The sequence below is a fragment of the Stenotrophomonas sp. 2619 genome, assembly GCF_040548725.1.
Taxonomy (GTDB): Bacteria; Pseudomonadota; Gammaproteobacteria; order Xanthomonadales; family Xanthomonadaceae; genus Stenotrophomonas; species Stenotrophomonas maltophilia_AP.
Genome location: NZ_JBEPSF010000001.1, coordinates 1 through 26,030, shown reverse-complemented (window position 1 = coordinate 26,030; position 26,030 = coordinate 1). Strand labels below are relative to the sequence as shown.

Here is a 26,030-nt window from a genome sequence, read left to right as displayed (position 1 = left end):
GGGGTGTGGTTTGGGGTGGGTGTCGGGTGGGTTGGAGCAGCCGACCAACGGTCGGCTCTACCCCCTATCTCTCAACGAATTCACCATCCGATCCACCCATCTACCCACCCGCCGTGGGGCGGCCCCCCGCCCCCCCCCCCCCCCCCCAAAAAAAAAAAACAACCCCATAAAACCCACCCCCCCCCCCCAAAAAAAACACCCCACCACCCCCCCCCCCCGTGGCCGGTGGCCGCCCCACCCCCCCGGGCCCCCCCCCCCCCCCCACCCCCCACCCCACCCCCCCCCCCCCCCCCCCACCCCCCCCCCCGGGGGGGCCCCCCCCCCGCCCGACCACGAACCAACCAACAACCATCAACCAACCAGTTACTCCCCAGCCGCCAACCCAAAACAAACCGGCATCCAACCGCCCCCGGCTGTCGCAGTTGCCCTCCCAACGCGCCCGCACACTGTCGGGGGTTGGTGCGGGTGGGTTGGCGGGACCGTTGGGCGCCATGGATGGCGCCCACGAGCCTCCAAGGATGGATTCACGGCGTGTCCCGCCAACCCACCCGCACCGACCCAGCCGCTAGCACCGCGGCGCCGCAGTTGACGTTGCAGTTGAAGTTGCCGTTGCCGTTGCCGTAAAAAGCCGCGCGCCAGCGCATCAACCCACCCTCACCCCTTCGCCTGGAACGAAACCTCCTCGTACGGCTGCACCACCACCCAGCCCTCGCCGGCAAAACGCATCTGCAGACTCTCGCCCGACCCGCGACCCACCAGCGTGCCCAGCGAGATGTCCGCCACGATCTCCGGCACCAGCGACCCCGACCAGGCCACCGTCGCGTTCGGATCGGTGAACACCGGACCCGTCTGCGCGTTCACCGGCAGCGTCATCGGCTCGTAATGCGACGTCATCGCCACGATCCCGTGCCCGCTCAACTGAATGTTGAACAGACCGCCCGACAGCATCCCCGCCACCTTCTTCATCATCGTGATCTTCGACGCGATCCCCGTCTCGAACGCCAGCACATCATTGCCGTTCACGAAAATCGACTCCCCCGCCAGCCGCAGCAACGTCACCTGCTTGCCCGCGTCCGCCAGGTACACCCGCCCCTGGCCCTCCACCTTCATCAACTGCAGACCCTCGCCGCTCACCATCTTCTTCAGCAGCGTGCCCAGCCCCTGCTCCAGCAGCCCCTGGCGGGTGAACTTCACCCCGCCCTTGCGCGCCACCATCGAACCGGCCTTGGCCCACACCATCCCGTCCACCCGCACCTCCAGCATGTGCGGACTTTCCAGCTCGAACGCATCGGCGCTGACATCCTTCTCCTGGGTGGTGGACAAAAACTCCTGCAACGTCTTTACGGCCATGTCGTGCGTCATCCATGCAAGGGGAGCGCGAATGGTAGCGCCCCTCCCCCTGCGCCGGGGAATGTGTTACCAAGGGCGCGATGACCCCGCCCGCCGCGATCTGCCCGTTGGTTTTGCAGCACGTGGCGCATCGGCAAACGCAGTGCCGACGCCAATCGACCCGCCAACGCAAGTATCAACGCTCAAATCTGTGACGCACTCCATGTATTCTTGCCTCAACACACTAATAGCCATGCCATGCCTCCCGAGCTGACAGCCGCCCTGGCGCTCTGCCGCAACCTGCCCTCGCCGCCCGGTATTGCCCTGCGCATCATCGAACTGGCCCAGGACCCGGAAGCGGACATCACCACCGCCGCCGACATCATCGCCATCGACATGGCGCTGAGCGCACGCATGCTGCGCATCGCCAACTCGCCCCTGTATGCCAGCCGCCGCCGCATCGAAAACCTCGGCCAGGCGCTGACCATGCTGGGCTTGAATGCCACCGTCAGCCTCGCCCTCGGCTTCACCGTCACCCAGGGCCTCACCGCGCCCGGCGACGGCCAGGACCTGCGCGAACGTGCGTGGCGGCGCAGCATTCTCAGCGCCCTGGCGGCCAGCCTGCTGGGCCAGGCCCGCGGCCTGCGCAAGGCCGAAGAACTGATGCTGGCCGGCCTGCTGCAGGACCTGGGCATCCTGGTGCTGGCCCAGGCCCAGCCGGACACCTACCTGCCGCTGCTGCGCCAGGCCGCCGACAACGAGGCGCTGGTCGCGCTTGAGCGCGAACACCTGCAGTGCACCCATGCCGACGTCGGCGCCCTCATGGCCGAGCAGTGGGACCTGCCGCGCTACCTGGTGGACAGCATCGCCCGCAGCGAATCACCCGCCGCGGCCGAAGACAATTTCCAGACCTGCGTGGCCCTGTCCGGTGCCGTTGCCGATATCTGGCTCAGCGCCGACGCCGACGCCGCGCGCGAGCACGCCCTGCACCTGGTTCACGAAACACTGCAGCTGGACAGCGCCCAGTTCGACCAGGTGCTGGCCCGCATCAGCGACGCCCTGCCCGACATCAGCGCCCTGTTCGAGACGCCGCTGCTGTCGCCCTCGCGCGTGCAGCAGCTGATCGACCACGCCCAGGAACTGGCGACCCTGCGCAACCTGCGCGAAATGCAGGACGCCGCCCAGGCCCGGCAGCGCGCCGATGAGTTCGAAGCACGCGCCAACCGGCTGGCCGAACAGGCCCACCGCGACGCACTGACCGGCGTGCTCAACCGGCGCCAGCTGGAGGCCGTGCTGGAACAGGAGTTCCTGCGCGCCACCCGCCACGGCTGGCCGCTGTCGGTGGCGTTCATCGACCTGGATGACTTCAAGAAGATCAACGACGCCCACGGCCACCTGATGGGTGACCAGGTACTGCGCGTGTTCGCCGGCAAGCTGCAGGAGCAGCTGCGCACCAGCGATACCGTGGCCCGCTTCGGCGGTGAGGAGTTCATCGCCCTGCTGCCCAACACCACCGAACTGGTCGCACTGGACGTGGTCCGCCGGGTGCTGGCCAACATCGTCAATACGCCGATGGCCGAGGTACCCGACGGCCCCCTGTTCGTGACCTTCTCGGCCGGGGTCGCCACCCAGGGCGGCTACGAGCGTTTCGCCGATGTTCAGGACCTGCTGAAGGCGGCCGACGACGTGCTTTACCGGTCCAAGAACCTGGGCCGCAACCGCGTCATCGCCCGCTCCCCGGGAACGGCGCCGGCGTGAACCGGATGCCCCTTCCCGCCGGGGAAGGGCGCCGGGCCTGCGCCGCAGCGCAGCAAAATAAACGCACGGGCAGACCCGGCTTCCAGTAGAATTCCCGCGTTTTCCACGCATCCAGAGGTCACCATGTCCAGTCTTGCCTATCGCCGCATCCTGCTGAAAGTTTCCGGGGAGGCGCTGATGGGAGACGAGGACTACGGCATCGACCCCAAGGTCATCAACCGTCTGGCCCGTGAGGTCATCGAAGCCCAGCAGGCCGGCGCGGAAGTGGCCCTGGTCATCGGCGGCGGCAACATCTTCCGCGGCGCCGGCCTGGCGGCCGGCGGCATGGACCGCGTCACCGGCGACCAGATGGGCATGCTGGCCACCGTGATCAACGCGCTGGCCATGCAGGACGCGCTGGAAAAGCTCGGCGCCAAGGCGCGCGTGATGAGCGCCATCAAGATCAACGACGTGTGCGAGGACTACATCCGCCGCCGCGCCATCCGCCACCTGGAAAAGGGCCGGCTGGTGATCTTCGCCGCCGGCGTCGGCAGCCCGTTCTTCACCACCGATTCCGGCGCTGCCCTGCGTGCCATCGAGATCGGCGCGGACCTGCTGCTGAAGGCCACCAAGGTCGACGGCGTGTACGACAAGGACCCCAACAAGTACAGCGATGCGGTCCGCTTCGACAGCCTGACCTACGACGAAGTGATCCGCCGCGGCCTGGAAGTGATGGACACCGCCGCCTTCGCCCTGGCGCGCGACAGCGACCTGCCGCTGCGCGTGTTCGACATGGGCCAGCCGGGCGAGCTGCTGAAGATCCTGCACGGCGACAACATCGGCACCCTGGTGCGCGGTCGCGACCAGGCTGCCTGAACAACGCAGTCATCCCGGCAGCCGGCCCGTGGCCGAGCCTGCCGGGTGCGCGTACCTGCGGGCGTCGGCCAACGCCCGGCCCCGATAAGGCGGGCAGCCCCCTTATTCGCCTATAATCGTCCGATTACCAGCTACATCCAGGATTCGGGCGATGCTCAACGAAATCAAGCAGGACGCGCAGACGCGCATGGCCAAGAGCATCGATGCTCTGAAGCACACCCTGACCTCCATCCGCACCGGCCGCGCCTCGCCGGCGCTGCTGGACCGCATCACGGTCAAGGCATACGGCACCGACACCCCGCTGAACCAGGTCGCCTCGATCAGCGTGTCCGAAGGCCATTCCCTGGTCATCACCCTGTTCGACAAGGGCATGATCAAGGACGTCGAGAAGGCCATCTACGCCTCCGACCTCGGCCTGACCCCCAACGTGGCCGGCACCGTGATCCGCCTCAACCTGCCGCCGCCGACCGAAGAACGTCGCCGCGAGCTGGGCAAGCAGGTGCAGAAGGAAGGCGAAGGCGCCAAGATCGCCATCCGCAACATCCGCCAGGACGCCAACAAGGCCATCGCCAGCCTGATCAAGGACAAGGCGATCAGCGAAGACGACAAGAAGCGCGGCGAAGACGACATCCAGAAGCTGACCGACAAGTCGATCAAGGACGTCGATAGTGTCGTGGCCGAGAAAGAAAAGGAACTGATGGCGGTCTGAGCCCCATGTCCCAGGCCCCGACCTCCAGCACCCCTGCGGCCATCCCGCGCCACGTTGCCATCATCATGGATGGCAACGGGCGGTGGGCGCAGAAGCGGCGCCGCCCGCGCCTGATCGGCCATCGGGCCGGCGCGCGCGCGGTCAACCGCACCATCGATTTCTGCCTGGAACGCGGCATCGCCGCGTTGACCCTGTTTGCCTTCTCCAGTGAGAACTGGGGCCGGCCAACCGACGAGGTCGACGCGCTGATGAAGCTGTTCCTCAATGCGCTCGACCGCGAAGTGGACGAGCTGCATCGGCGTGGCGTGCGCGTGCGCTTCATCGGCGAACGCGAACGCTTCGGCGCCGGGCTGGTCAGCCGCATGCAGCTGGCCGAACAACGCACCGCCGACAACCGCGCGATGACCCTGAACATCGCCGCCAGCTACGGTGGCCGCCAGGACATCGCCCGCGCCGCGCGCGAACTGGCCGCAGAGGTGGCCGCCGGCCGCCTGCTGCCCGAACAGATCGACGAAGCGATGCTGTCCAGCCGGGTCGCCCTGGCCGACCTGCCGCCGCCGGACCTGTTCATCCGTACCGGCGGCGACACCCGCATCAGCAATTTCCTGCTGTGGCAGCTGGCGTATACCGAATTGTGGTTCACCGACGTGCTGTGGCCCGAGTTCGACGCCGCCGTCCTGCAGCAGGCGCTCGACGCCTATGCCGCCCGTGAACGCCGCTTCGGCCTGACCAGCGCCCAGATCGCCGCCCTGGCCACCGAGACATCCACCCCATGACCAAGACCCGAGTCATCGCCGCGCTGATCATGGCGCCGGTCGCCATCGCGGCGATCCTGTTGCTGCCGACCCAATGGCTGGCCGCCGCCGCCGCCGCCGTGTTCCTGATCGGCCTGTGGGAATGGCTGAAGCTGGCCGACGTGGACGACACCCTCGCCCGCACCGTGCTGCTGGTGCTGAACCTGCTGCTGATGGTGCTGATGGTGTGGGCCGGCGACGGCTCGCTGGTGCTGTACCAGATCGCCGCACTGGTCGGCATCGGCTGGTGGCTGATGGCGCTGCTGTGGCTGCGCTTCTTCACCTTCGGAGCCAGCCCGAGCAGCCCCGCGCGTGCACTGAAGCTGCTGGCCGGCACCCTGGCCATCGTGCCGGCGTGGGCCTCGCTGGTGCTGATCCATGCCAGCGGCAGCAACGGCCACCTGTGGCTGCTGACGGCACTGGCCGTAGTCTGGGCGGCCGATTCGGGCGCCTACTTCGCCGGTCGCACCTTCGGCCGCACCAAGCTGGCCCCGCGGATCAGCCCCAACAAGACCTGGGAAGGCCTCGGCGGCGGCATGGTGGCCGGGCTGGCGGTCGCGCTGGGCTTTGGCTACATGGCCGGCATCGACAACGCCCACGTGCTGGGCCTGGTCATCACCGCCGTGGTGACCGTGTTCGCCTCGGTACTGGGTGACCTGTACGAGAGCCTGATCAAGCGCCACGCCGGTGCCAAGGACTCGGGCCACATCATTCCCGGCCACGGTGGCGTGCTGGATCGTATCGACGGCGTGCTTGCCGCCCTGCCCGTGTTCGCACTGGGCAAGGAAATCTTCGGATTCTGAACATGGTCAGCGTTACCGCTCCCCGCCGGGTCGCCGTGTTCGGCGCCACCGGCTCGATCGGCGCATCGGCGCTGGATGTGATCGCGCGTCATCCCGACCGCTACCGCGCCAGCGTGCTGGCGGCCGGGCGCCAGGTGGAGGCGCTGGTGGCGCTGTGCGTGCAGCATCGGCCCGATCATGCCGTGATCGCCGACGACACCCTCTTCGCCGCGCTGCGTGACGGCCTGCGCGACGCCGGGCTGCCCACCCAGGCCCACGCCGGCGCCGCCGCGCTGGACCAGCTTGCCGCCAGTGCCGAATGCGACACCCTGGTCGCTGCCATCGTGGGCGCCGCCGGGCTGTCCTCGACCCTGGCCGCCGCTGCGGCGGGCAAGCGCATCCTGCTGGCCAACAAGGAATCGCTGGTGCTGGCCGGCGAGTTGCTGATGCGCCAGGCCGCCTCCGCCGGGGCCGAAATCATTCCGATCGACAGCGAACACAGCGCGATCTTCCAGTGCCTGCGCTCGCGCGATGCCAGCCTGGAAGGCGCCGGCGTCCGCCGGATCCTGCTGACCGCCTCGGGCGGCCCCTTCCGTGGGCGCAGCCGTGCGGAGCTGGGCCAGGTCACCCCGGCGCAGGCCGTGGCGCACCCGAAATGGTCGATGGGGCCGAAGATCTCGGTCGATTCGGCGACGTTGATGAACAAGGGCCTGGAAGTCATCGAGGCCCACCACCTGTTCGGCGTGCCGGGCGAGCGCATCGAGGTACTGGTGCACCCGCAGAGCCTGGTGCATTCGCTGGTCGAGTTCGTCGACGGCTCCACCCTGGCCCAGATGGGCCTGCCGGACATGCGCACCACCCTGGCCGTGGGCCTGGGCTGGCCGCAACGGATCGAATCCGGGGTCGGCGGGCTGGATCTGCTGGCCCAGGGTCGGCTGGATTTCGAGGCGCCCGACAACGACGCCTTCCCCTGCCTGGGCCTGGCCTGGCAGGCCATGGCGGCCGGCGGCACCGCGCCGGCGATCCTCAATGCCGCCAATGAAGTGGCTGTTTCAGCATTTCTTCAGGGAAAAGTCGCTTTCCTTGCCATTCCGGCGCTGGTGGCTAACGCTCTGTCAACATTGTCGGTCGAGTCCGCCGATACACTGGCGGTCCTGCTGGCTGCCGACCAGCGCGCCCGCCTGATCACCCAAGCCGCAATCGACCACGCCTGAATGCCCTTCCCGCCCCTCTCCAGTGCCGTCCACCATGGCTGAATTCATCGGATCTGTCTGGTGGATGATCGTCAGCCTCGGCGTGCTGGTGACCTTCCATGAATTCGGCCACTACTGGGTGGCGCGCCGCTGCGGGGTGAAGGTGCTGCGGTTCTCGGTCGGCTTCGGCCGCCCGCTGTGGATGCGGCGCAACCGCGCCGGCACCGAGTTCGCCATTGCGGCCATCCCGCTCGGTGGCTACGTGAAGATGCTCGACGAGCGCGAAGTCGAGGTGCATCCGCACGAGCGTGACCAGGCCTTCAACCACAAGAGCGTGTGGCAGCGCATCGCGATCGTGGCCGCCGGCCCGGCCGCCAACCTGCTGCTGTGCATCGCCCTGCTGTGGGCCATGTTCGTGCTCGGCAAGCAGGACTACTCCCCCACCATCGGCCGCACCAGCGGCATGGCGCAGGCCGCCGGGCTGCAGTCGGGCGACCGGCTGATCAGCGTGGACGCGCGCAGCGTGGTGACCGCCGGCCAGGCCAGCATGGCGCTGACCACCGCCGCCATGGACCGTCACGATGCCCGCCTGGAAGTGCTGGACGCGCAGGACCGGGTACAGACCCGGGTGCTGCCGTTGTCGCAGCTGCCGCAAGGCTTCGACGAGCGCCGGGTGCCGGTGCTGGCCGGGCTGACCTGGCAGTTCTGGCTGCAGCCGGCGCTGGTCGAAAAGGTCGTGCCCGACTCGGCCGCCCAGGGCGTGCTGCTGCCGGGCGACCTGATCGTGGCGGTGGACGGCCAGCGCATCGACGCCATCGACCAGGTGTTCACCGAAATCCACACCCTGGGCAAGCGCGGCGGCCCAGGCATGATCGAAGTACTGCGCGGCGGCGAGCGGCTGGCGCTCGAAATCACCCCGCGCCAGGGCAAGGACGGCCGTGGCCAGCCCACTTGGCAGATCGGGATCGGTTTTGCCCAGTCTAGCGCGCCGGCCTACGACGCCGAACTCAAGTACGGGCCCATTGCGGCACTGCCGGTCGCCCTGCGTGAAACCGCCCGCATGGCTGGGGATTCGCTGGGCATGATGCGCCGCATCGTCACCGGCAGCGCCTCGCTGCAGAACATTTCCGGCCCGGTCACCATTGCCCGCGTGGCCAATGTGTCCGCACAGCGGGGGCTGGACTGGTTCCTGTTCTTCCTGGCCCTGCTGTCGCTGAGCCTGTGCATCATCAACCTGTTGCCCATCCCCATCTTGGACGGCGGGCACCTGCTGTATTACCTTATTGAGTTGGTCAAGGGCAGCCCGCTGAGCGAGCGCGCCATGGCTGCCGGCCAGTACGTCGGGCTGGCGCTGCTGGCCGGGCTGATGGGGCTGGCGTTCTACAACGACATCCTCGGCCTGGCCGCGCGATGAACTTTTTCCCTTTTGTCGTCGTCTTATGCGCCGGCATCCCGCAACATTGCATTCGACTCCAACCGGACGTGACATGACGCGACTCCCCAATCGCCGCCTGCTTGCCCTTGCACTCGCCGCCGGTTTCGGCGCGCCCGCCCTGGCCCAGGCAGCCGAGCCCTTCACCGTCAGCGACATCCGTGTCGATGGTCTGCAGCGCATCACCTCCGGTACCGTGTTCACCTACCTGCCGGTGGAACGTGGCGAAACCCTGACCGACAACAAGGTCGGCGAGAGCATCCGTGCGCTGTACAAGACCGGCTTCTTCGAAGACGTGCAGCTGGATCGCCAGGGAAACATCCTGGTGGTCACGGTCAAAGAGCGCCCGGCGATCAACAAGTTGACCGTCACCGGCAACAAGGACATCAAGAGCGACCAGCTGCTCAAGGGCCTGAGCGACATCGGCCTGACCGAGGGCGGTACCTTCGACCGCCTGAGCCTGGACCGCGTGACCCAGGAACTCCGCCGCCAGTACAACGACCGCGGCAAATACAACGTGGACATCACCCCCACGGTGAGCCCGCTGGATCGCAATCGCGTGGACATCACCATCGCGATCAAGGAAGGCAAGGCCGCCAAGATCCAGCACGTGAACCTGGTGGGCACCGAGAAGTTCGCCTCCGAAGACATCCTGGAAACCTGGGAGTCCAAGGAGCACAACTGGGCCTCGTGGTACCGCCGCGATGACCAGTACTCCAAGGAAAAACTGTCCGGCGACCTGGAAAAGCTCAATTCCTGGTACCTGGACCGCGGCTACGTGGACTTCAGCATCGATTCCACCCAGGTGTCGATCAGCCCCGACAAGCGCGACATGTTCATCACCGCCGGCGTGACCGAAGGTGAGCAGTACAAGATCTCCGACATCAAGGTCACCGGCGACACCATCCTGCCGCAGGAAGATGTCGAGCGCATGGTGATCCAGAAATCCGGCGACACGTTCTCGCGTGCGCTGCTGGAATTCAGCTCGGACGCGATCACCAACTCGCTGTCCAACATCGGTTACGCCTTCGCCAAGGTCAACCCGATCCCGACCAGCAACCGCGCCGACCGTACCGTGGCGATCAACATGCAGGTCGTGCCGGGCCCGCGCGTACAGGTGCGTCGCATCACCTTCAAGGGCAACACCCGCACCTCCGACGAAGTGCTGCGTCGTGAAATGCGCCAGTTCGAGAACAGCTGGTACTCGCAGGCCGCGATCGATCGTTCCAAGATCCGCCTGCAGCGCCTGGGCTACTTCGAATCGGTCGACGTCGAGACCCCGCCGGTCACCGGCAGCAACGACCAGGTCGACGTGGTCTACAACGTCAAGGAAACCACATCGGGCAGCTTCGTGTTCGGCCTGGGCTATTCGCAGTCCTACGGCATGACCACCTCGGTGCAGCTGTCGCAGAACAACTTCCTCGGCGGCGGCAACCGCGTGTCGGTCGAAGCCTCGCGCAGCAGCTACCTGCAGCGTTACGGCTTCAGCTACACCAACCCGTACTTCACCGATGACGGTGTGTCGCTGGGTTACAACCTGTCCTGGCGCGAACTGGATTACTCCGACTTCAACACCGCCCAGTACAACAGCACCAACCGGTCGGCGCAGATGGTGTTCGGCGTGCCGATCACCGAGAACGACACGGTCTCGCTGATGGTCGGTATCGACAGCAACCAGATCAACACCTACCAGGGCTCGACGCCGCAGTCGATCATCGACTACATCGATGCCATCGGCACCAAGACGTTCCACTCCTGGCGCACCGAACTGGGCTGGGCCCGCGATACCCGCAACGATTACTTCATGCCGACCCGTGGTACCTATCAGCGTATCGGCCTGGAAACCACCCTGCCGGGCTCGACGATCGAGTACTACAAGCTGAACTACCAGTTCTCCAAGTACTGGCCGATCATCCCGTCGCTGGTCATCAACACCCGTGCCGAAATCGGCTACGGCGACAGCTATGGCAAGGACATCACCCGCGACCTCTGCTACACCGCACCGACCGCGGCCAACCCGAACCCGACCCAGACGGTGGACTGCAACTCCGCCTCGGCCGACTACGTGAAGACCGTGACCGCCACCGGCCTGCCGTTCTACGAGAACTTCTACGCCGGCGGTACCAACTCGGTGCGCGGCTTCGAGGACAACACCCTGGGTCCGCGTGAAGCCACGCGAGGTTATCCAGATGGCCAGCCGCTGGGCGGTTCGCTGAAGACCGTCGGTTCGGTCGAAGCCTACTTCCCGCGCCTGTTCGACAGCCCGTCGGCCCGCATCTCGGCCTTCGTCGATTTCGGCAACGTGTACAACGGCACCGACAACTTCAAGGCCAACGAACTGCGCGTGTCCACCGGCGTGGCCCTGCTGTGGCGCGCGCCGGTCGGCCCGATCTCGATCAGCTATGCTTTCCCGCTGAAGAAGAAGGACGGCGACGAGATCGAGCGCCTGCAGTTCACGTTCGGTGGTCAGTTCTGACGAACTGCTCCGCAGTTTGTCCGCGCCTTCGGCGCGCCCCCTTCAAGAGAAGGGGGCTTTCCCACCAGATGCGCTACGAGACGCCGGGCTTGCCCGGCGTTTTCGTTTGTGGGGATTGGCCACTGGCCGGCTGCGTGGGAGGCTGGGAATGCCGTGCCGACCAATGGTCGGCGCCTGCCGTCGCGTGGGGTGGGATGTGCCGGGAGCCGGCCAGCGGCCGGCACTACCCGCCCCATTGTCCGGGCAGAGGCAGGGCGTCCGCCGGGAGGCAAGCCCCACCCTGCATGACCGAACCTGCGCCACACGGTAAACTTCCGCCGTGAATACTCCTACCTACACCGCCCAGCAACTCGCCGAGCAGTTCGGCCTGCAGGTCCATGGCGACGGCAGCACCGCCATCCATGGCGTGGCCACGCTTGCCCATGCCGGCCCTGGCCAGCTCACCTTCCTTGCCAACCCGCGCTACCGGGCCCAGCTGGCCGACAGCCAGGCCGGCATCGTGGTGCTGCGCGCCGAGGACGCCGAGGCCGCCCCCGGCAGCGCCCTGATCGCCAAGGACCCGTACACCACCTTCGCCAAGATTGGTGCGCTGTTCGACATCGCCCCCGCGCGACCGCCCGGCATCCATCCCAGCGCGGTCATCGACCCCAGCGCCCAGGTTGCCGCCAGCGCCCACATCGGCCCGTTCGTCAGCATCGGCGCCGGCAGCGTCGTGGGCGAGAACTGCATCATCGGCACCGGCAGCATCATCGGTGAGAACTGCACCCTGGACAGCGGCTGCGAACTGATCGCCCGCGTCACCTTGGTCACCCGCGTCAAGCTCGGCAAGCGCGTGCGCATCCATCCCGGCGCCGTCCTCGGTGCCGATGGCTTCGGCCTGGCCATGGACGCCGGCAAGTGGATCAAGGTGCCGCAACTGGGCGGCGTGCGCATCGGCGACGACTGCGAAATCGGCGCCAACACCTGCGTCGACCGCGGCGCCCTGGAAGACACCATCCTCGACGAGGACGTGCGCCTGGACAACCTGGTGCAGATCGCCCACAACGTCCAGATCGGCGCCCACTCGGCCATCGCCGGCTGCACCGGCATTGCCGGCAGCGCCAAGATCGGCCGCTACTGCCTGCTTGGCGGGCATGTGGGCGTGGTCGGCCACCTCGAAATCTGCGACAAGGTCGTCATCACCGGCAAGTCGGTGGTGCGCAACTCCATCCACGAGCCGGGTGAATACTCCTCCGGCACCCCATTGACCGATAACCGCACGTGGCGCAAGAACGCCGCGCGCTTCAAGCAGCTGGACGCCCTCGCCCGTCGAGTCCTGGCTGCTGGCAAGGAGAAAGAATGAACGACACGCTGCAGCTTCCGATCGACATCACCCAGATCCAGGAGCTGATCCCCCACCGCTACCCGTTCCTGCTTGTGGACAGGGTCGTCGAACTCGACGTCGAGACCAAGCAGATCGTGTGCCAGAAGAACGTCAGCTACAACGAACCGTACTTCCAGGGCCACTTCCCGGGTCGGCCGATCATGCCCGGCGTGCTGATCATCGAAGCGCTGGCCCAGGCCGGTGGCGTAATGACCCAGCTGACCCTGGGGCGTGACGCGCAGTCCAAGCTGTTCTACATGGTCAAGGTCGAAAACGCCCGTTTCAACAAGCAGGTGGTCCCCGGTGACGTGCTCATGCTGCATGTGCAGATGAAGCGCCTGATCCGCAACATGGGCTGGTACTACGGCGAAGCCCGGGTCAACGGCGAAGTCGTGGCCAGCGCGGAAGTCATGTGCGCCGGCGCCAAGGGCTGAGCCACCACGGAGGCAGGAATGACTGACAACGCACCACGGATCCATCCCACGGCAGTGATCGAGGAAGGCGCGCGCCTGGCCGACGACGTCCAGGTCGGCGCCTTCACCCTGATCGGTGCCGATGTCGAGATCGGCGCCGGCACCGTGATCGGTCCGCACTGCTCGATCCACGGCCCGACCCGCATCGGCCGCAACAACCGCTTCATCGGCCACGCCGCGATCGGCGGCGAACCGCAGGACAAGAAGTACCGCGCCGAACGCACCGAACTGGTGATCGGCGACGGCAACGTCATCCGCGAGTTCGTCACCATCAACCGCGGCACCGAAGGCGGCGGTGGCATCACCACCGTTGGCGACGACAACTGGATGCTGGCCTACACCCACGTGGCGCACGACTGCCACGTCGGCAGCCACTGCGTGTTCTCCAACAACACCACGCTGGCTGGCCACGTGAGCGTGGGCGACTACGTCATCATCAGCGGCTTTGCCGGCGCGCACCAGTTCTGCCGGATCGGCGCGCACGCCTTCCTGGGCATGGGCGCGCTGACCAATGGCGACGTGCCGCCGTTCACCATGGTGGGCAGCGACTCGCTCGGTCGCCCGCGCGGCATCAACAGCGAAGGCCTCAAGCGTCGTGGTTTCGACGCCGAGCGCATCGCCAGCATCAAGCGCGCCTACCGCACCCTGTACGTGGCCGGGCTGCCGCTGGCCGAGGCCAAGGTGCAGCTGGCCGAACAGGCCGCGCACAGTGCCGACGTCAAGGACCTGCTGGACTTCATCGAGCACGCCGAGAGGCCGCTGCTGCGATGACGGCCTCTGGCGGGCACACTCCAGCGGGCACCACCGCCCAGGTCATTGAACTGGCGGCGGTGATCGGCGCGCTGGACAACGCGGCCCTGTCGGCCACGTCGGACCGGCCCGTGCGGATCGCGCTGGTGGCCGGCGAGGCCTCCGGCGACCTGCTCGGTGCCGGGCTGGTACGCGAGCTGAAGGCGCGCTTCCCGCAGGCCGAGTTCGCCGGTATCGGCGGTGACGCGATGCGCAGCGCCGGCTGCCAGACCTGGTTCGATGCCAGCGAACTGGCGGTGATGGGGCTGACCGAGATCCTGCGCCACCTGCCCCGGCTGCTGAAACTGCGCGGCGAGTTCCGTCGCCGCGCACTGGAATGGCAGCCGGATGTCTTCATCGGCATCGACGCCCCCGATTTCAATCTGGGCGTGGAGCGCTGGCTGAAGGAACGCGGCATCACCACGGTGCACTACGTGAGCCCGTCGGTGTGGGCCTGGCGCGAGAAGCGCGCCGAGAAGATCGGGGCCAGCGCCGACCTGGTGCTGTGCCTGTTCCCGATGGAACCGCCGATCTACGCCAGGCACGGCATCGATGCGCGCTTCGTGGGCCATCCGATGGCCGACGATATCCCGTTGCACAACGACCGCGACCAGGCGCGCATGGCGCTGGGCCTGCCTTCGAATGCGAAGGTGCTGGCGGTGCTGCCGGGCAGCCGGCTGGGCGAAATCGGCAAGCTGGGCGAAGCCTTCTTCGAAGCCGCCTGGCAGGTCTCCGAGCGCATTCCGGGCCTGCACGTGGTGGTACCGGCCGCCAACCCGGCCTGCCGCCAGTTGATCAGCGAGCAGTTGTCGCGCTCGGCGTTGCCGGTGGCGTACTCGCACCTGCTCGATGGCGATGCACGCAACGCGATGATCGCCGCCGACGTGGTGGTACTGGCGTCGGGTACGGCAACGCTGGAAACGATGCTGGTGAAGCGCCCGATGGTGGTGGGCTACCGCGTGGCCGAGCTGACCTACCGGATCGTGAAGGCGCTGGGGCTGATCAAGGTGGACCGGTTCGCGCTGCCGAACATTCTGGCGGGCAAGGACCTGGCACCGGAGTTGATCCAGCACGACTGCGTGCCCGACAAGCTGGCTGCGGCGATCCTGCAGTGGTTCGATCATCCGCAGCGCGCGATCGACCTGCAGGACACGTACCAGCAGCTGCACCTGCAACTGCGCCAGGATGCGTCGGCGCGTGCGGCCGACGCGGTGGCCGAGCTGCTGGCGCGCAAGGCGGCCGCATGAGCCGGCGGCACGCGGCGGCCGCGTCGATGGCGCTGTTCGACGGGGCCGCGCTGGCGACGGTGGCACCGCGTTACGTGGCCGGGGTGGACGAGGCCGGTCGCGGTCCATTGGCCGGGCCGGTGGCGGTGGCGGCGGTGGTGTTCTGCCCGGACCGGCCGCGGTTGAACGGGCTGGACGATTCGAAGCAGTTGACGGCCCTGCGCCGTGACCAGTTGTTCGACAAGATTCTGGACCGTGCGCTGGCCTTCCACGTGGTGATGGTGGAGGTGGGCGAGATCGATGCGCTGAATATCTACCAGGCGACGATGCTAGGGATGCGGCGCGCGGTGGAGGGGGTGTCGCACGTGGCGCAGTTCGCGCGGATCGACGGCAATGTGGTGCCCAAGGGGCTGCCCTGCCCGGCGCAGGCACTGGTGGGCGGGGACGCGCTGGACCGGGCGATCATGGCGGCGTCGATTCTGGCCAAGGTGACGCGCGATCGGTTCATGCTGGCGCTGCACGAGGAGCACCCGGAATACGGGTTCGATCAGCACAAGGGCTACGGGACACCGGCCCATCTGGCGGCCCTGCGCAATCACGGGCCCTGTCCGCAGCATCGCCGCAGCTTTGCGCCGGTTCGCGCTTGTTTTGAGGTGGTGTAGGTTTTTTTTATGCTGCGCATGGCCGAGGCGGGAGCCACTTCAAATGCAACTGCAACTGCAACAGCCCGGGGGCCGGTGGCTCGCTGGTGGGGCGGTACGGTTGGGTTGGCGGGACACGCCGCAAGTACGTCCGTGTAGGCTCCGCCACCGCATCCATGCGGTGGAGGGTCCCACCAACCCAACCGTACCGCCCCTCGACAGACCACCGGTGGCCTGGGTGACAGCGGCTTTTTAGCTTCGGTCGGGATCTCTGTGGATGCTGGAATCGCGGCTCCGGCGTCGGACTCGAAGATTCGGTGATTTGGTAATTGGGAGTTAGGGATATTGGGTTTGGTCGTAGGTGCCGAGCGTTGCTCGGCACTCCCCCTCCCCAATCGACCACCTAAACGCTCTTGCTCTTGCCTTGGCCTTGGCCTTGGCCTTGGCCTTGGCCCTGCTCCGTTTCCCCCATGAGCACAGATGCACTATCGGGGGGTGGGGGAGGCAGGGTCGCGGGACCCTCCACCGCATGGATGCGGTGGCGGAGCCTACACGGACGTACTTGCGGCGTGTCCTGCGACCCTGCCTCCCCCGCCCCAGCCCTTCAGTACCCGCACACCGGCTTGTAGCCGCTGCCGTTGCCGTTGCCGTTGCCGTTGAACTTGAACTTGCCCCAAGCTTCGAAAAAAACAAAAACCAACCTGAACCCCACAACCCACCCCGCCCCCTGTAACACCCCTGTCAAGCCTTGTTCGGTCAGGCCCGCGCCGCTACCCTGACCGGGCATTACATTGGCCCGGCATGTCCACTTCCCGTTTCGTACATCTCCACGTCCACACCGAGTTTTCGCTGGCGGATTCGACCATCCGTGTCCCGGCGAAGCCGGATCAGGCTGACCCGAAGAAAGCCAAGCAGGCCAACCTGCTCAGCCGCGCGGTGGAACTCAAGCTGCCTGCCCTGGCAGTGACCGACCTGAACAACCTGTTCGCCCTGGTCAAGTTCTACAAGGCCGCCGAAACCGTGGGCATCAAGCCCATCGCCGGTGCAGACATCATGATCGCCGAAGAGGGCATGACCCCCTGGCGCATGACCCTGCTGTGCCGCGATCGTGACGGCTACCTCAGCCTCTCACGCCTGCTCACCCGCGCCTGGATGGAAGGCCACCGCCCCGAAGGCGGCGTCGCCGTGCATCCGGACTGGCTCAAGGCCGGCTGCCACAACCTGTTTGCCTTGGCCGGCCGCGACAGCCTGGCCGGCCGCCTCGCCGGCGAAGGCCGCCATGACCTGGCCGAGCAGCAGCTCGCCGACTGGCAGCGCGTGTTCGGCGATGGCCTGCACTTGGAACTCACCCGCACCGGGCGCGACGGCGAAGAAGCCTTCAACCAGTTCGCCCTGCTCGCCGCGGGCCAGCGTGGCCTGCCCGTGGTCGCCAGCAACGACGTGCGCTTCCTGCAGCCGGAGGATTTCGCCGCCCACGAAGCGCGCGTGTGCATCTCCTCCGGGCGCGTGCTCGACGACCCCAAGCGCCCGCGCGACTACAGCGACCAGCAGTACCTCAAGTCGGCCGACGACATGTGCGCGCTGTTCGCCGACATTCCCGACGCGATCGACAACACCCTCGCGCTGGCCGAACGCTGCAACATCGAAATGCGCCTGGGCACTTACTTCCTGCCCAACTACCCGGTGCCCGAAGACGAAACGCTCGACAGCTGGATCTGCAGCGAATCGCGCAAGGGCCTCGAAGCGCGCCTGGAAAAGAACCCGCTGGCCGAAGGCAAGACCCGCGCCGACTACTTCGAGCGCCTGGAATTCGAGCTGGCCACCATCATCAAGATGGGCTTCCCCGGCTACTTCCTGATCGTGGCCGACTTCATCCAGTGGGGAAAGAACCAGGGCATCCCGATCGGCCCCGGCCGTGGTTCCGGTGCCGGCTCGCTGGTGGCCTGGGCGCTGCAGATCACCGACCTCGACCCGATCCCGTACAACCTGCTGTTCGAGCGGTTCCTCAACCCCGAACGCGTGTCGATGCCCGACTTCGACATCGACTTCTGCATGGACCGCCGCGACGAAGTCATCGACTACGTGGCGCGCAAGTACGGCCGCGAACGCGTCAGCCAGATCATCACCTACGGCACCATGGCCGCCAAGGCGGTGGTGCGCGACTCCGGGCGCGTGCTCGGCTTCCCGTATGGCCTGGTCGACGGCGTGTCCAAGCTGATCCCCAACATCCTGGGCATCTCGCTCAAGGACGCCATGGGCGAAGGAAAGGATTCGGAGATGGCGTCGCCGGAGCTGATCCAGCGCTACCAGAACGAAGACGACGTCCGCGACCTGATCGACCTGGCCCTCCAGCTCGAAGACCTGACCCGCAACGCCGGCAAGCACGCCGGTGGCGTGGTGATCGCGCCCGAGCCGCTGGCCGAGTTCTGCCCCCTGTTCGCCGAACACGACGAAGGCGGCCGCGGCCGCAACCCGGTCACCCAGTTCGACAAGAACGACGTCGAAGAAATCGGCCTGGTGAAGTTCGACTTCCTCGGCCTGCGCACGCTGACGATCATCGACTGGGCGGTCAAGGCGATCAACAAGCGCCACGAACGCGCTGGCATCCCGCCGGTGGACATCACCGCGCTGCCGCTGGACGACGTGGCCACCTACAAGGACATCTTCGCCAACGGCAACACCGGCGCGGTGTTCCAGTTCGAATCCTCGGGCATGCGCCGCCTGCTGAAGGACGCGCGCCCCGACCGTTTCGAAGACCTCATCGCGCTGGTGTCGCTGTACCGCCCCGGCCCGATGGACCTGATTCCCTCCTTCAACGCGCGTAAGCACGGGCAGGAAGAAATCATCTACCCCGATCCGCGCACCGAAGCGATCCTGAAAGACACCTACGGCATCATGGTGTACCAGGAGCAGGTGATGCAGATGGCACAGATCGTGGGCGGTTACTCGCTCGGCGGCGCCGACCTGCTGCGGCGCGCGATGGGCAAGAAGGTGCCGGCCGAAATGGCGAAGCACCGCGAGATCTTCCGCGAAGGCGCGGCCAAGGACGGGGTGAGCGAGGCCAAGGCCGACGCCATCTTCGACCTGATGGAAAAGTTCGCCGGCTACGGCTTCAACAAGTCGCACGCCGCCGCCTACGCGCTGGTCAGCTACCAGACCGCCTGGCTCAAGCGTCATTACCCGGCCGAGTTCATGGCGGCCACGCTCTCCTCGGACATGGACAACACCGACAAGGTGGTGGGCTTCCTGGCCGAAGTGCGCAACCTCGGCCTGACCGTGCTGCCGCCGCGCGTGAACGAATCGGCGTACATGTTCGAAGCCTCCAGTGCCGACACCATCGTGTACGGCCTGGGCGCGATCAAGGGCGTCGGCCAGGGCGCATGCGAAGCGGTCGTGGAAGAACGCGCACGCGGCGGCCGTTACGAATCGCTGCTGGATTTCTGCATGCGCGCCGAGTCGGGCAAGCTCAACCGGCGCACCCTGGAAGCAATGATCAACTGCGGCGCGATGGACGGCCTGGGCAAGAACCGCGCCTCGTTGATGCTGCAGCTGCCCGAAGTGCTCAAGGCCACCGACCAGATCACCCGCGAGAAGGCGTCCGGGCAGAACTCGCTGTTCGGCGCCCCCAGCCCGCAGGCCACCGCGCAGCAGCTGGACCTGCCCGAAGCCAAGGAATGGGCGCTGGGCCAGCTGCTCGACGGCGAGCGCGACACGCTGGGCTTCTACCTGAGCGGGCATCCGTTCGATCCGTATGCCGATGACGTCAAGGAACTGGTCGGTACCGACCTGGGCATGCTCGAGCGCCTGATTCCCCCCGCCCGGCCCAGCAAGGACGGCGAGAAGCGTGCGTGGCGCCAGGAAACCCCGGTGATCCTGGCCGGCCAGGTGGTGGGCGTGCGGCGCAAGGGCGAAAGCCAGGTGTTCATGCAGCTGGAAGACAGCAAGGGCCGCGTGGAGTGCAGTGCCTTCACCGACGGCCTGGCCGAGTTCGGCCACCTGATGACCAAGGACCGCATCCTGATCGTCAAGGGCGGCCTGCGCGAGGATGAATTCAACGGCGGCTACGCCCTGCGCATCCGCCAGTGCTGGGATTACGAAGAGGTGTGCGCCAACTACGCCACCCGCCTGTCGCTGCGCCTGGACCTGCGCCAGGACGGCAATGTGTGGGACCGCGTGAACGCCCTGCTCGACCGCCACCGCCCCGGCCGCACGCCGCTGCGCATGGACCTGCTGCTGGGGTCCGAACAGGGCCCGGTGGCCGGCATGCTCGACGTCGGCGGCGACATCGCCGTGCGGGTGGACAGCCAGCTGGTCGACGCGCTGCGCGCCGACCCCGCCGTGCGCACCGTGAAGGTCCGCTACAGCCCGCCCTGGGCGAACTGATCCACTTCACCGTTCCACGCTCCAGCGTTCCTCCGCTCCACAACAGGTAACCGGTTTTGATCACACGTTTTGCCGGGCTGCTGCTTGCCGCCCTTGCCCTCAGCGGCTGCACCAGCCCGTCCCAGACCTTCGAGATCGACAACCCGGGCGACACCCCGCTGACCCTGCGTATCGACGGCAACGAACTGCCGATCGCCGCGCACGCCTCGCGGCCGGTCAAGCTCAAGCCCGGTGAGCACCACCTGCAGACCCCGGCCCTGGGCGAGGTGCGGTTCATCGTCTACGCGCGCGGCAAGGGCGGCCTGATCAACCCGACGCTGGGCGAGTACGTGATCGCCAGCGAGATCTACGTCACCGGCGAAGACAAGCGCAGCAATTTCGGCCGCGTGGACCACCACATCGAGTTGGGCGGGGTCGGCTTCGACGGCCCGTACAGCACAACCCACGCGCTGTTCATCGACCATGCCTGGACCTTCGGCGTGCGCGAGCCGTTCCCCGACGAGCAAACCGTGGCCCATGTGGACGAGACCGGCGGCCGGATCAACACCAAGATCTTCACCGCCCCGGACTTCATCGCCTACGTCGAGGCCAGCCGCGGCGAACCGGGCGCCTACCGGCGCCAGCAGCCGGCCGGTTACCAGGCGCCGACCTACACGCTGGAGCCCGCACCCACCGCCCTGCCCGCGCTGGACCCCGCCTTCGAACGGCATGCCGCCCCCCTGCGCGAGCTGTATGCGCGCTACCTGAAGGCCACCACCGCTGACGCCCAGCTGCAGCTGCAGCAGGAGGCCTTCCAGGCGCAGATGGCCTTCACCGCTGCTACGGCCGCACTTGGCTCGGGCCTGCCGGTAGAGGCCAACGAGGCCTACAACACCTTCGTGCAGACCCGCGGCAGCCTGATGGGCAGTGCCGCGCTGGTTGTGCCCTGACCTGACTGGCGCGCCCCGCCCCGCTGCGCTACCGTCGGTTTCCAGACGACGGCGTACGGGGCTTTTCGGCGCATTCGGCTACACTTTCCCTCTTTACTTCACGACGGTTTCCGATGAATCCGAACTACCTCGACTTCGAGCAACCCATCGCTGATCTGGAGGCGAAGATCCAGGACCTGCGCAGCGCCAGCGCCGGGCCTGCGGTCAATGTCGAGGCCGAGGTGCATGCCCTGCAGGACAAGCTGCGGGTGCGTACCGCGCAGATCTTCCGCAACCTGACGTCGTGGCAGATCCTGCAGCTGGCCCGCCATCCCTCGCGCCCGTACACCGCCGACTACATCCGCATCTTCTGTGACGAGTTCCAGGAGCTGGCCGGTGATCGCGCCTTCGCCGACGACAAGGCCATCATGGGTGGCCTGGCCCGCATCGGTGGCCGTTCGGTGATGCTGATCGGCCACCAGAAAGGCCGCGACACCAAGGAAAAGATCAAGCGCAACTTCGGCATGCCCAAGCCGGAGGGCTACCGCAAGGCGCTGCGTCTGATGAAGATGGCCGAACGCTTCGGCCTGCCGGTGCTGACCCTGATCGACACCGCGGGCGCCTGGCCGGGCATCGACGCCGAATCGCGCGGCCAGTCCGAGGCGATCGCGCGCAACCTGATGGAGATGGCCGAGCTGAAGGTGCCGGTGATCTGCACCGTGATCGGCGAAGGCGGTTCCGGCGGCGCGCTGGCGCTGGGCGTGGGCGACCGCACCGTGATGCTGGAGTACAGCGTGTACTCGACCATCACCCCTGAAGGCTGCGCCTCGATCCTGTGGAAGGACGCCGGCAAGGCCAAGGAAGCGGCCGAGCAGCTGGGCATGACCGCCCCGCGCCTGAAGAGCCTGGGCCTGATCGACAAGATGGTGCGCGAGCCGACCGGCGGCGCCCACCGCAATCCGAACCAGATGGGCAAGCGCCTGAAGGCCGTCCTGCTCAACGAGCTGGACGAACTGCAGAAGCTGTCGGTGGACGACCTGCTGGCCCGCCGCTACGAGCGCCTGCGCAGCTACGGCACCTACGAGACGATCTAAGCGGATTGCCGTTGCGATGGAACCAGAAAAGCCGGACGCGAAAGCGCCCGGCTTTTTTCATGCGCGGTAGAGCCGACCGTTGGTCGGCTGCCGCTGCGGCGGTCTCTTTCGACTGCCGGGATCACCGGACATGGTCGAGAGCCGGCCAGCGGCCGGCACTACCATCGCGCAGCCCGGTAGAGCCGACCGTTGGTCGGCTGCCGCTGCGGCGGTCTCTTGCGGCTGCCGGCTGCCGGGATCACCGGACATGGTCGAGAGCCGGCCAGCGGCCGGCACTACCGTCGCGCAGCCCGGTAGAGCCGACCGTTGGTCGGCTGCCGTTGCGGCTGCCGCTGCGGCGGTCTCTTTCGGCTGCCGGGATCACCGCAGATGGTCGAGAGCCGGCCGGCGGCCGGCACTACCGTCGCGCAGCCCGGTAGAGCCGACCGTTGGTCGGCTGCCGCTACGGCGGTCTCTTTCGGCTGCCGGGATCACCGGACATGGTCGAGAGCCGGCCAGCGGCCGGAACTACCGTCGCGCAGCCCGGTAGAGCCGACCGTTGGTCGGCTGCCGCTGCGGCGGTCTCTTTCGGCTGCCGGGATCATCGCAGATGGTCGAGAGCCGGCCAGCGGCCGGCACTACCGTCGCGCAGCCCGGTAGAGCCGACCGTTGGTCGGCTGCCGTTGCGGCGGTCTCTTTCGGCTGCCGGGATCACCGCAGATGGTCGAGAGCCGGCCAGCGGCCGGCACTACCGGCGCGCAGCCCGGTAGAGCCGACCGTTGGTCGGCTGCCGCTGCCGCTGCCGCTGCGGCTGCCGGGATTACCGGACATGGTCGAGAGCCGGCCAGCGGCCGGCACTACCGTCGCGCAGCCCGGTAGAGCCGACCGTTGGTCGGCTGCCGTAGCAGTGCGGTCAGCGCCCCATCGCGCCCCTCAGAACGGCTTGGCCAGCACCAGCCACACCACACCGATGAACAGCACCAGCGGCAGTTCGTTGAACCAGCGCAGCGCGCGCGAGGACGGCAGCGCCTTGCCGCGGACATTGCCCTTCAACAACCGGCCGGTCCAGGAGTAGTACACCAGCAGCAGCACCACCAGGCCCAGCTTGGCGTGCAGCCAGCCGGCCGCGCCCGGGGCCACCATGGTCGGGAAATCGGGGATCACCTTGTAGCCCAGCCACAGCACCAGCCCCAGGATCAGCGCGAAGCCGAACATCATGTGGCCGAACTTGTACAAGCGCAGGCCCATCAGCTGCAGCCGCTCGGTCACCGGCAGCTGGCCAGCGGTCTCGCTCAGGTTCACCAGAATCCGCGGCAGGTAGAACACCGCTGCCATCCATGCCACCACGAACAGCAGATGGAAGGTCTTGACCCAGTAATAGCTCTGCATGCGCTCGCTCCAGCGGCTGGCGTAGATTGTTGGGCATTCTCGCATGCCCGGGCAGAGCCGCCCCATGCTGGGCTGGCGCGACCAATCGCCACACCACCGCCACGCAGGCCGCTGCGCGACACCGTACGATAGGCGCCGTTTTCACGACTTCGCATGATCGCCATGGACAAGACCTACGACGCCGACTACTTCAAGCGCTGGTACGAGGCCGACCAGGCCGGTGGCGCCGCGCGCCTGGCGCGCAAGGTCGCCCTGGCCGTGGCCAGCGCCGAGTACTACCTGGAACGCCCCATCCGCAGCGTGCTCGACATCGGCTGCGGCGAAGGCGCCTGGCGCGCGCCGCTGCTCAAGCTGCGCCCGCGCGTGCAGTACCTGGGCTTTGACAGCAGCGAGTACGCCATCCACCGCTACGGCCGCAGCCGCAACCTGCACATGGCCAAGGTGGGCGACTTCGCCTGGTTGCGTCCGTGCGCGCCGGTCGACCTGCTGATCTGTTCGGACGTGATGCATTACGTGCCCAGCCGCGAGCTGCGCCCGGCCCTGGAGGGCTTCGCCGAACTGACCGGCGGTGTGGCGTTCCTGGAGGCGTTCAGTGCCGAGGACGAATTCGACGGCGACCATGAAGGCTTCCAGGCGCGTCCGGCGCGCTGGTACCGCAGTGGCCTGAAGAAGGCCGGCTTCACCGCGCTGGGCTCGCACTGCTGGCTGTCCCCTGCCTTGGCCGGGCATGCCGCCGCGCTGGAACGCGCAGACCGCTGAATCTCGATAACAACTGAGACAGTCCCCGTATTAACGCGCCGATCCTGCCGGTAGGCTATGCTGCGCGGCAACATAAGACCATACATATTCGGACGCCATGCTTTATCAACTGCATGAGTTGACCCGCAACATGCTCGCCCCGTGGGTTCACCAAGCCCAGGCCAACGCCAAATTCTTCGCCAACCAGGGTCACTGGTGGTCGCAGATGCCCGGTGCCGATCGCCTGGCGGCGGTCAACGAGCTGTTCCATCGCATCGGCAAGGATTACGAGAAGCCCGAGTGGGGCATCAACGAAATCGAGGTCGATGGCGAGCGCGTGCCGATCGTGGTGCACGAGGAAGTCAGCAAGCCGTTCTGCAAGCTGCTGCGCTTCAAGCGCCACAGCAACGAGGCCGACCAGCTGCACACCATGCTCAACCAGCCGTTCGTGCTGGTGGTGGCGCCGCTGTCGGGCCACCACGCCACGCTGCTGCGCGACACCGTGCGCACGCTGCTGCGCGACCACCGCGTGTATGTCACCGACTGGGTGGATGCACGCATGGTGCCGGGCAGCGACGGCGAGTTCGGGCTGGACGATTACATCGCCTACGTGCAGGAATTCATCCGCCACCTGGGCGCTGAAAAGCTGCACGTGGTGAGCGTGTGCCAGCCGACCGTGCCAGTGCTGGCGGCGGTGTCGCTGATGGCCAGCCGCGGCGAGCCGACGCCGCGCACGCTGGTGATGATGGGCGGCCCGATCGATGCGCGCTGCAGCCCCACCGCGGTGAACAACCTGGCCACGCAGAACCCGTTGTCGTGGTTCGAGAACAACGTCATCCACACCGTGCCGGGCACCTACCCCGGCGCCGGTCGCCGCGTGTACCCGGGCTTCCTGCAGCATGCCGGGTTCCTGTCGATGAACCCGAGCCGGCACTTCAGTTCGCACTGGGATTTCTACGCCGACCTGGTCAAGGGCGACATGGAAGACGCCGACGCGCACCGTCGTTTCTACGATGAGTACAACGCGGTGCTGGACATGCCGGCCAAGTACTACCTGGACACCATCGAGGTGGTGTTCCAGCAGTTCCTGCTGCCGCGTGGCGAGTGGTACGTCAACGGCGAGCACGTGAACCCGGCGGCGATCACCGGGACGGCCCTGCTGAGCATCGAGGGCGAGCTGGACGACATCGCCGGGCTCGGCCAGACCGAAGCGGCGCAGGCGTTGTGCAGCGGTATTCCGGCCGAACACCGCGAGCATTTCATCGTGGAAGGCGCCGGTCATTACGGCATCTTCAGCGGCCGCCGCTGGCGCGAAACGGTGTACCCCAAGGTGCGTGATTTCTTCGCGACCCATGCGTACACCGCGACGGCCAAGCCGAAGAAGGCCGCCAAGATCACCAGCAACGTCACCCCGTTGCGGCGCAAGGCGGGCTGAGAGCACCTCGCAGCCCCTCCGGAAGAGCCGGCCGCTGGCCGGCGCCAAGCAACGCACGACGAAACGAGGTAGTGCCGGCCGCTGGCCGGCTCCAAGCAACGCACGACGACACCAAGGTAGTGCCGGCCGCTGGCCGGCGCCAAGCAACGCACGACGACACCAAGGTAGTGGCGGGGGGGGGGGGGGGGGGGGGGGGCGGGCCGGCCGGGGGGGGGGGGGGGGGGGCGGGGGCCCCCCCCCCCACGCCGCGGGGTCGCGGCGGGGTAAACCGACAACCCCCACGG

At 67.2% G+C, this 26,030-nt stretch carries 20 protein-coding genes; 18 read left to right on the top strand and 2 right to left on the bottom strand.

Annotated features, from left to right (window positions below; translation table 11 throughout):
- Window positions 1-654 precede the first annotated feature (654 nt).
- Window positions 655-1,350: an AIM24 family protein gene (locus ABIA71_RS00100; RefSeq protein WP_159499260.1), complete on the bottom strand. Its 696-nt coding sequence runs from the start codon at window positions 1,348-1,350 to the stop codon at window positions 655-657.
- A 237-nt stretch (window positions 1,351-1,587) separates the two neighbouring features.
- Between ABIA71_RS00100 and ABIA71_RS00095 the strand changes: the two genes are divergently transcribed.
- The 16 genes from ABIA71_RS00095 to ABIA71_RS00020 all read left to right on the top strand — a co-directional run bounded on the left by ABIA71_RS00095 (window position 1,588) and on the right by ABIA71_RS00020 (window position 22,205).
- Window positions 1,588-3,087 carry a sensor domain-containing diguanylate cyclase gene (locus ABIA71_RS00095; RefSeq protein WP_354282169.1) on the top strand — a complete coding sequence of 500 codons (1,500 nt, stop codon included), beginning with the start codon at window positions 1,588-1,590 and terminating at the stop codon, window positions 3,085-3,087.
- Between the two features lie 123 nt (window positions 3,088-3,210).
- Entirely contained in the window at window positions 3,211-3,942 is a 732-nt protein-coding gene (gene pyrH / locus ABIA71_RS00090) for a UMP kinase (protein WP_038689459.1), read from the top strand.
- A gap of 151 nt (window positions 3,943-4,093) precedes the next feature.
- Window positions 4,094-4,651, top strand: a complete 558-nt coding sequence (gene frr, locus ABIA71_RS00085) for a ribosome recycling factor (protein ID WP_354282167.1) — start codon at window positions 4,094-4,096, stop codon at window positions 4,649-4,651.
- A gap of 5 nt (window positions 4,652-4,656) precedes the next feature.
- Window positions 4,657-5,427, top strand: coding sequence for a polyprenyl diphosphate synthase (gene uppS, locus ABIA71_RS00080; protein ID WP_038689463.1), 771 nt, complete (start codon window positions 4,657-4,659; stop codon window positions 5,425-5,427).
- Window positions 5,424-6,248, top strand: coding sequence for a phosphatidate cytidylyltransferase (locus tag ABIA71_RS00075; RefSeq protein WP_128095744.1), 825 nt, complete (start codon window positions 5,424-5,426; stop codon window positions 6,246-6,248). Before uppS ends, ABIA71_RS00075 begins: the two co-directional genes overlap by 4 nt.
- A gap of 2 nt (window positions 6,249-6,250) precedes the next feature.
- The gene (gene dxr, locus ABIA71_RS00070; protein WP_354282164.1) at window positions 6,251-7,441 is read left to right on the top strand and encodes a 1-deoxy-D-xylulose-5-phosphate reductoisomerase; all 1,191 of its coding nucleotides are present in this window, start codon (window positions 6,251-6,253) and stop codon (window positions 7,439-7,441) included.
- A 34-nt stretch (window positions 7,442-7,475) separates the two neighbouring features.
- On the top strand, window positions 7,476-8,834 hold the full coding sequence (rseP, locus tag ABIA71_RS00065; protein WP_354282162.1) for an RIP metalloprotease RseP: 1,359 nt from the start codon (window positions 7,476-7,478) through the stop codon (window positions 8,832-8,834).
- A gap of 73 nt (window positions 8,835-8,907) precedes the next feature.
- Window positions 8,908-11,328, top strand: coding sequence for an outer membrane protein assembly factor BamA (gene bamA, locus ABIA71_RS00060; RefSeq protein ID WP_354282160.1), 2,421 nt, complete (start codon window positions 8,908-8,910; stop codon window positions 11,326-11,328).
- Between the two features lie 319 nt (window positions 11,329-11,647).
- Window positions 11,648-12,670, top strand: a complete 1,023-nt coding sequence (lpxD, locus tag ABIA71_RS00055) for a UDP-3-O-(3-hydroxymyristoyl)glucosamine N-acyltransferase (protein ID WP_137188994.1) — start codon at window positions 11,648-11,650, stop codon at window positions 12,668-12,670.
- Window positions 12,667-13,125: a 3-hydroxyacyl-ACP dehydratase FabZ gene (gene fabZ / locus ABIA71_RS00050; protein WP_038689474.1), complete on the top strand. Its 459-nt coding sequence runs from the start codon at window positions 12,667-12,669 to the stop codon at window positions 13,123-13,125. The genes lpxD and fabZ overlap by 4 nt, the downstream gene beginning before the upstream one ends.
- 18 nt (window positions 13,126-13,143) lie before the next feature.
- Window positions 13,144-13,935 (top strand): acyl-ACP--UDP-N-acetylglucosamine O-acyltransferase, encoded by a 792-nt coding sequence (gene lpxA, locus ABIA71_RS00045; protein WP_038689477.1) that lies wholly within the window; start codon window positions 13,144-13,146, stop codon window positions 13,933-13,935.
- Window positions 13,932-15,200: a lipid-A-disaccharide synthase gene (gene lpxB / locus ABIA71_RS00040; RefSeq protein ID WP_354282157.1), complete on the top strand. Its 1,269-nt coding sequence runs from the start codon at window positions 13,932-13,934 to the stop codon at window positions 15,198-15,200. Before lpxA ends, lpxB begins: the two co-directional genes overlap by 4 nt.
- On the top strand, window positions 15,197-15,841 hold the full coding sequence (gene rnhB / locus ABIA71_RS00035; RefSeq protein WP_354282155.1) for a ribonuclease HII: 645 nt from the start codon (window positions 15,197-15,199) through the stop codon (window positions 15,839-15,841). Before lpxB ends, rnhB begins: the two co-directional genes overlap by 4 nt.
- A gap of 780 nt (window positions 15,842-16,621) precedes the next feature.
- Window positions 16,622-20,203, top strand: a complete 3,582-nt coding sequence (gene dnaE, locus ABIA71_RS00030) for a DNA polymerase III subunit alpha (protein WP_354282153.1) — start codon at window positions 16,622-16,624, stop codon at window positions 20,201-20,203.
- Window positions 20,204-20,259: 56 nt separating this feature from the next.
- Entirely contained in the window at window positions 20,260-21,132 is an 873-nt protein-coding gene (locus ABIA71_RS00025) for a hypothetical protein (RefSeq protein WP_354282151.1), read from the top strand.
- A 113-nt stretch (window positions 21,133-21,245) separates the two neighbouring features.
- Window positions 21,246-22,205: an acetyl-CoA carboxylase carboxyltransferase subunit alpha gene (locus ABIA71_RS00020; protein WP_128096831.1), complete on the top strand. Its 960-nt coding sequence runs from the start codon at window positions 21,246-21,248 to the stop codon at window positions 22,203-22,205.
- Between the two features lie 912 nt (window positions 22,206-23,117).
- On the opposite strand, the gene ABIA71_RS00015 is transcribed toward ABIA71_RS00020, so the two are convergent.
- Window positions 23,118-23,573 (bottom strand): CopD family protein, encoded by a 456-nt coding sequence (locus tag ABIA71_RS00015; RefSeq protein WP_354282148.1) that lies wholly within the window; start codon window positions 23,571-23,573, stop codon window positions 23,118-23,120.
- Between the two features lie 162 nt (window positions 23,574-23,735).
- On the opposite strand from ABIA71_RS00015, the gene ABIA71_RS00010 reads away from it, so the two are divergent.
- Both ABIA71_RS00010 and ABIA71_RS00005 read left to right on the top strand, forming a co-directional pair.
- Window positions 23,736-24,332, top strand: coding sequence for a class I SAM-dependent DNA methyltransferase (locus tag ABIA71_RS00010; protein WP_354282886.1), 597 nt, complete (start codon window positions 23,736-23,738; stop codon window positions 24,330-24,332).
- Between the two features lie 97 nt (window positions 24,333-24,429).
- Window positions 24,430-25,746: a polyhydroxyalkanoate depolymerase gene (locus ABIA71_RS00005; RefSeq protein WP_354282146.1), complete on the top strand. Its 1,317-nt coding sequence runs from the start codon at window positions 24,430-24,432 to the stop codon at window positions 25,744-25,746.
- The last annotated feature ends 284 nt before the right edge of the window (window positions 25,747-26,030 follow it).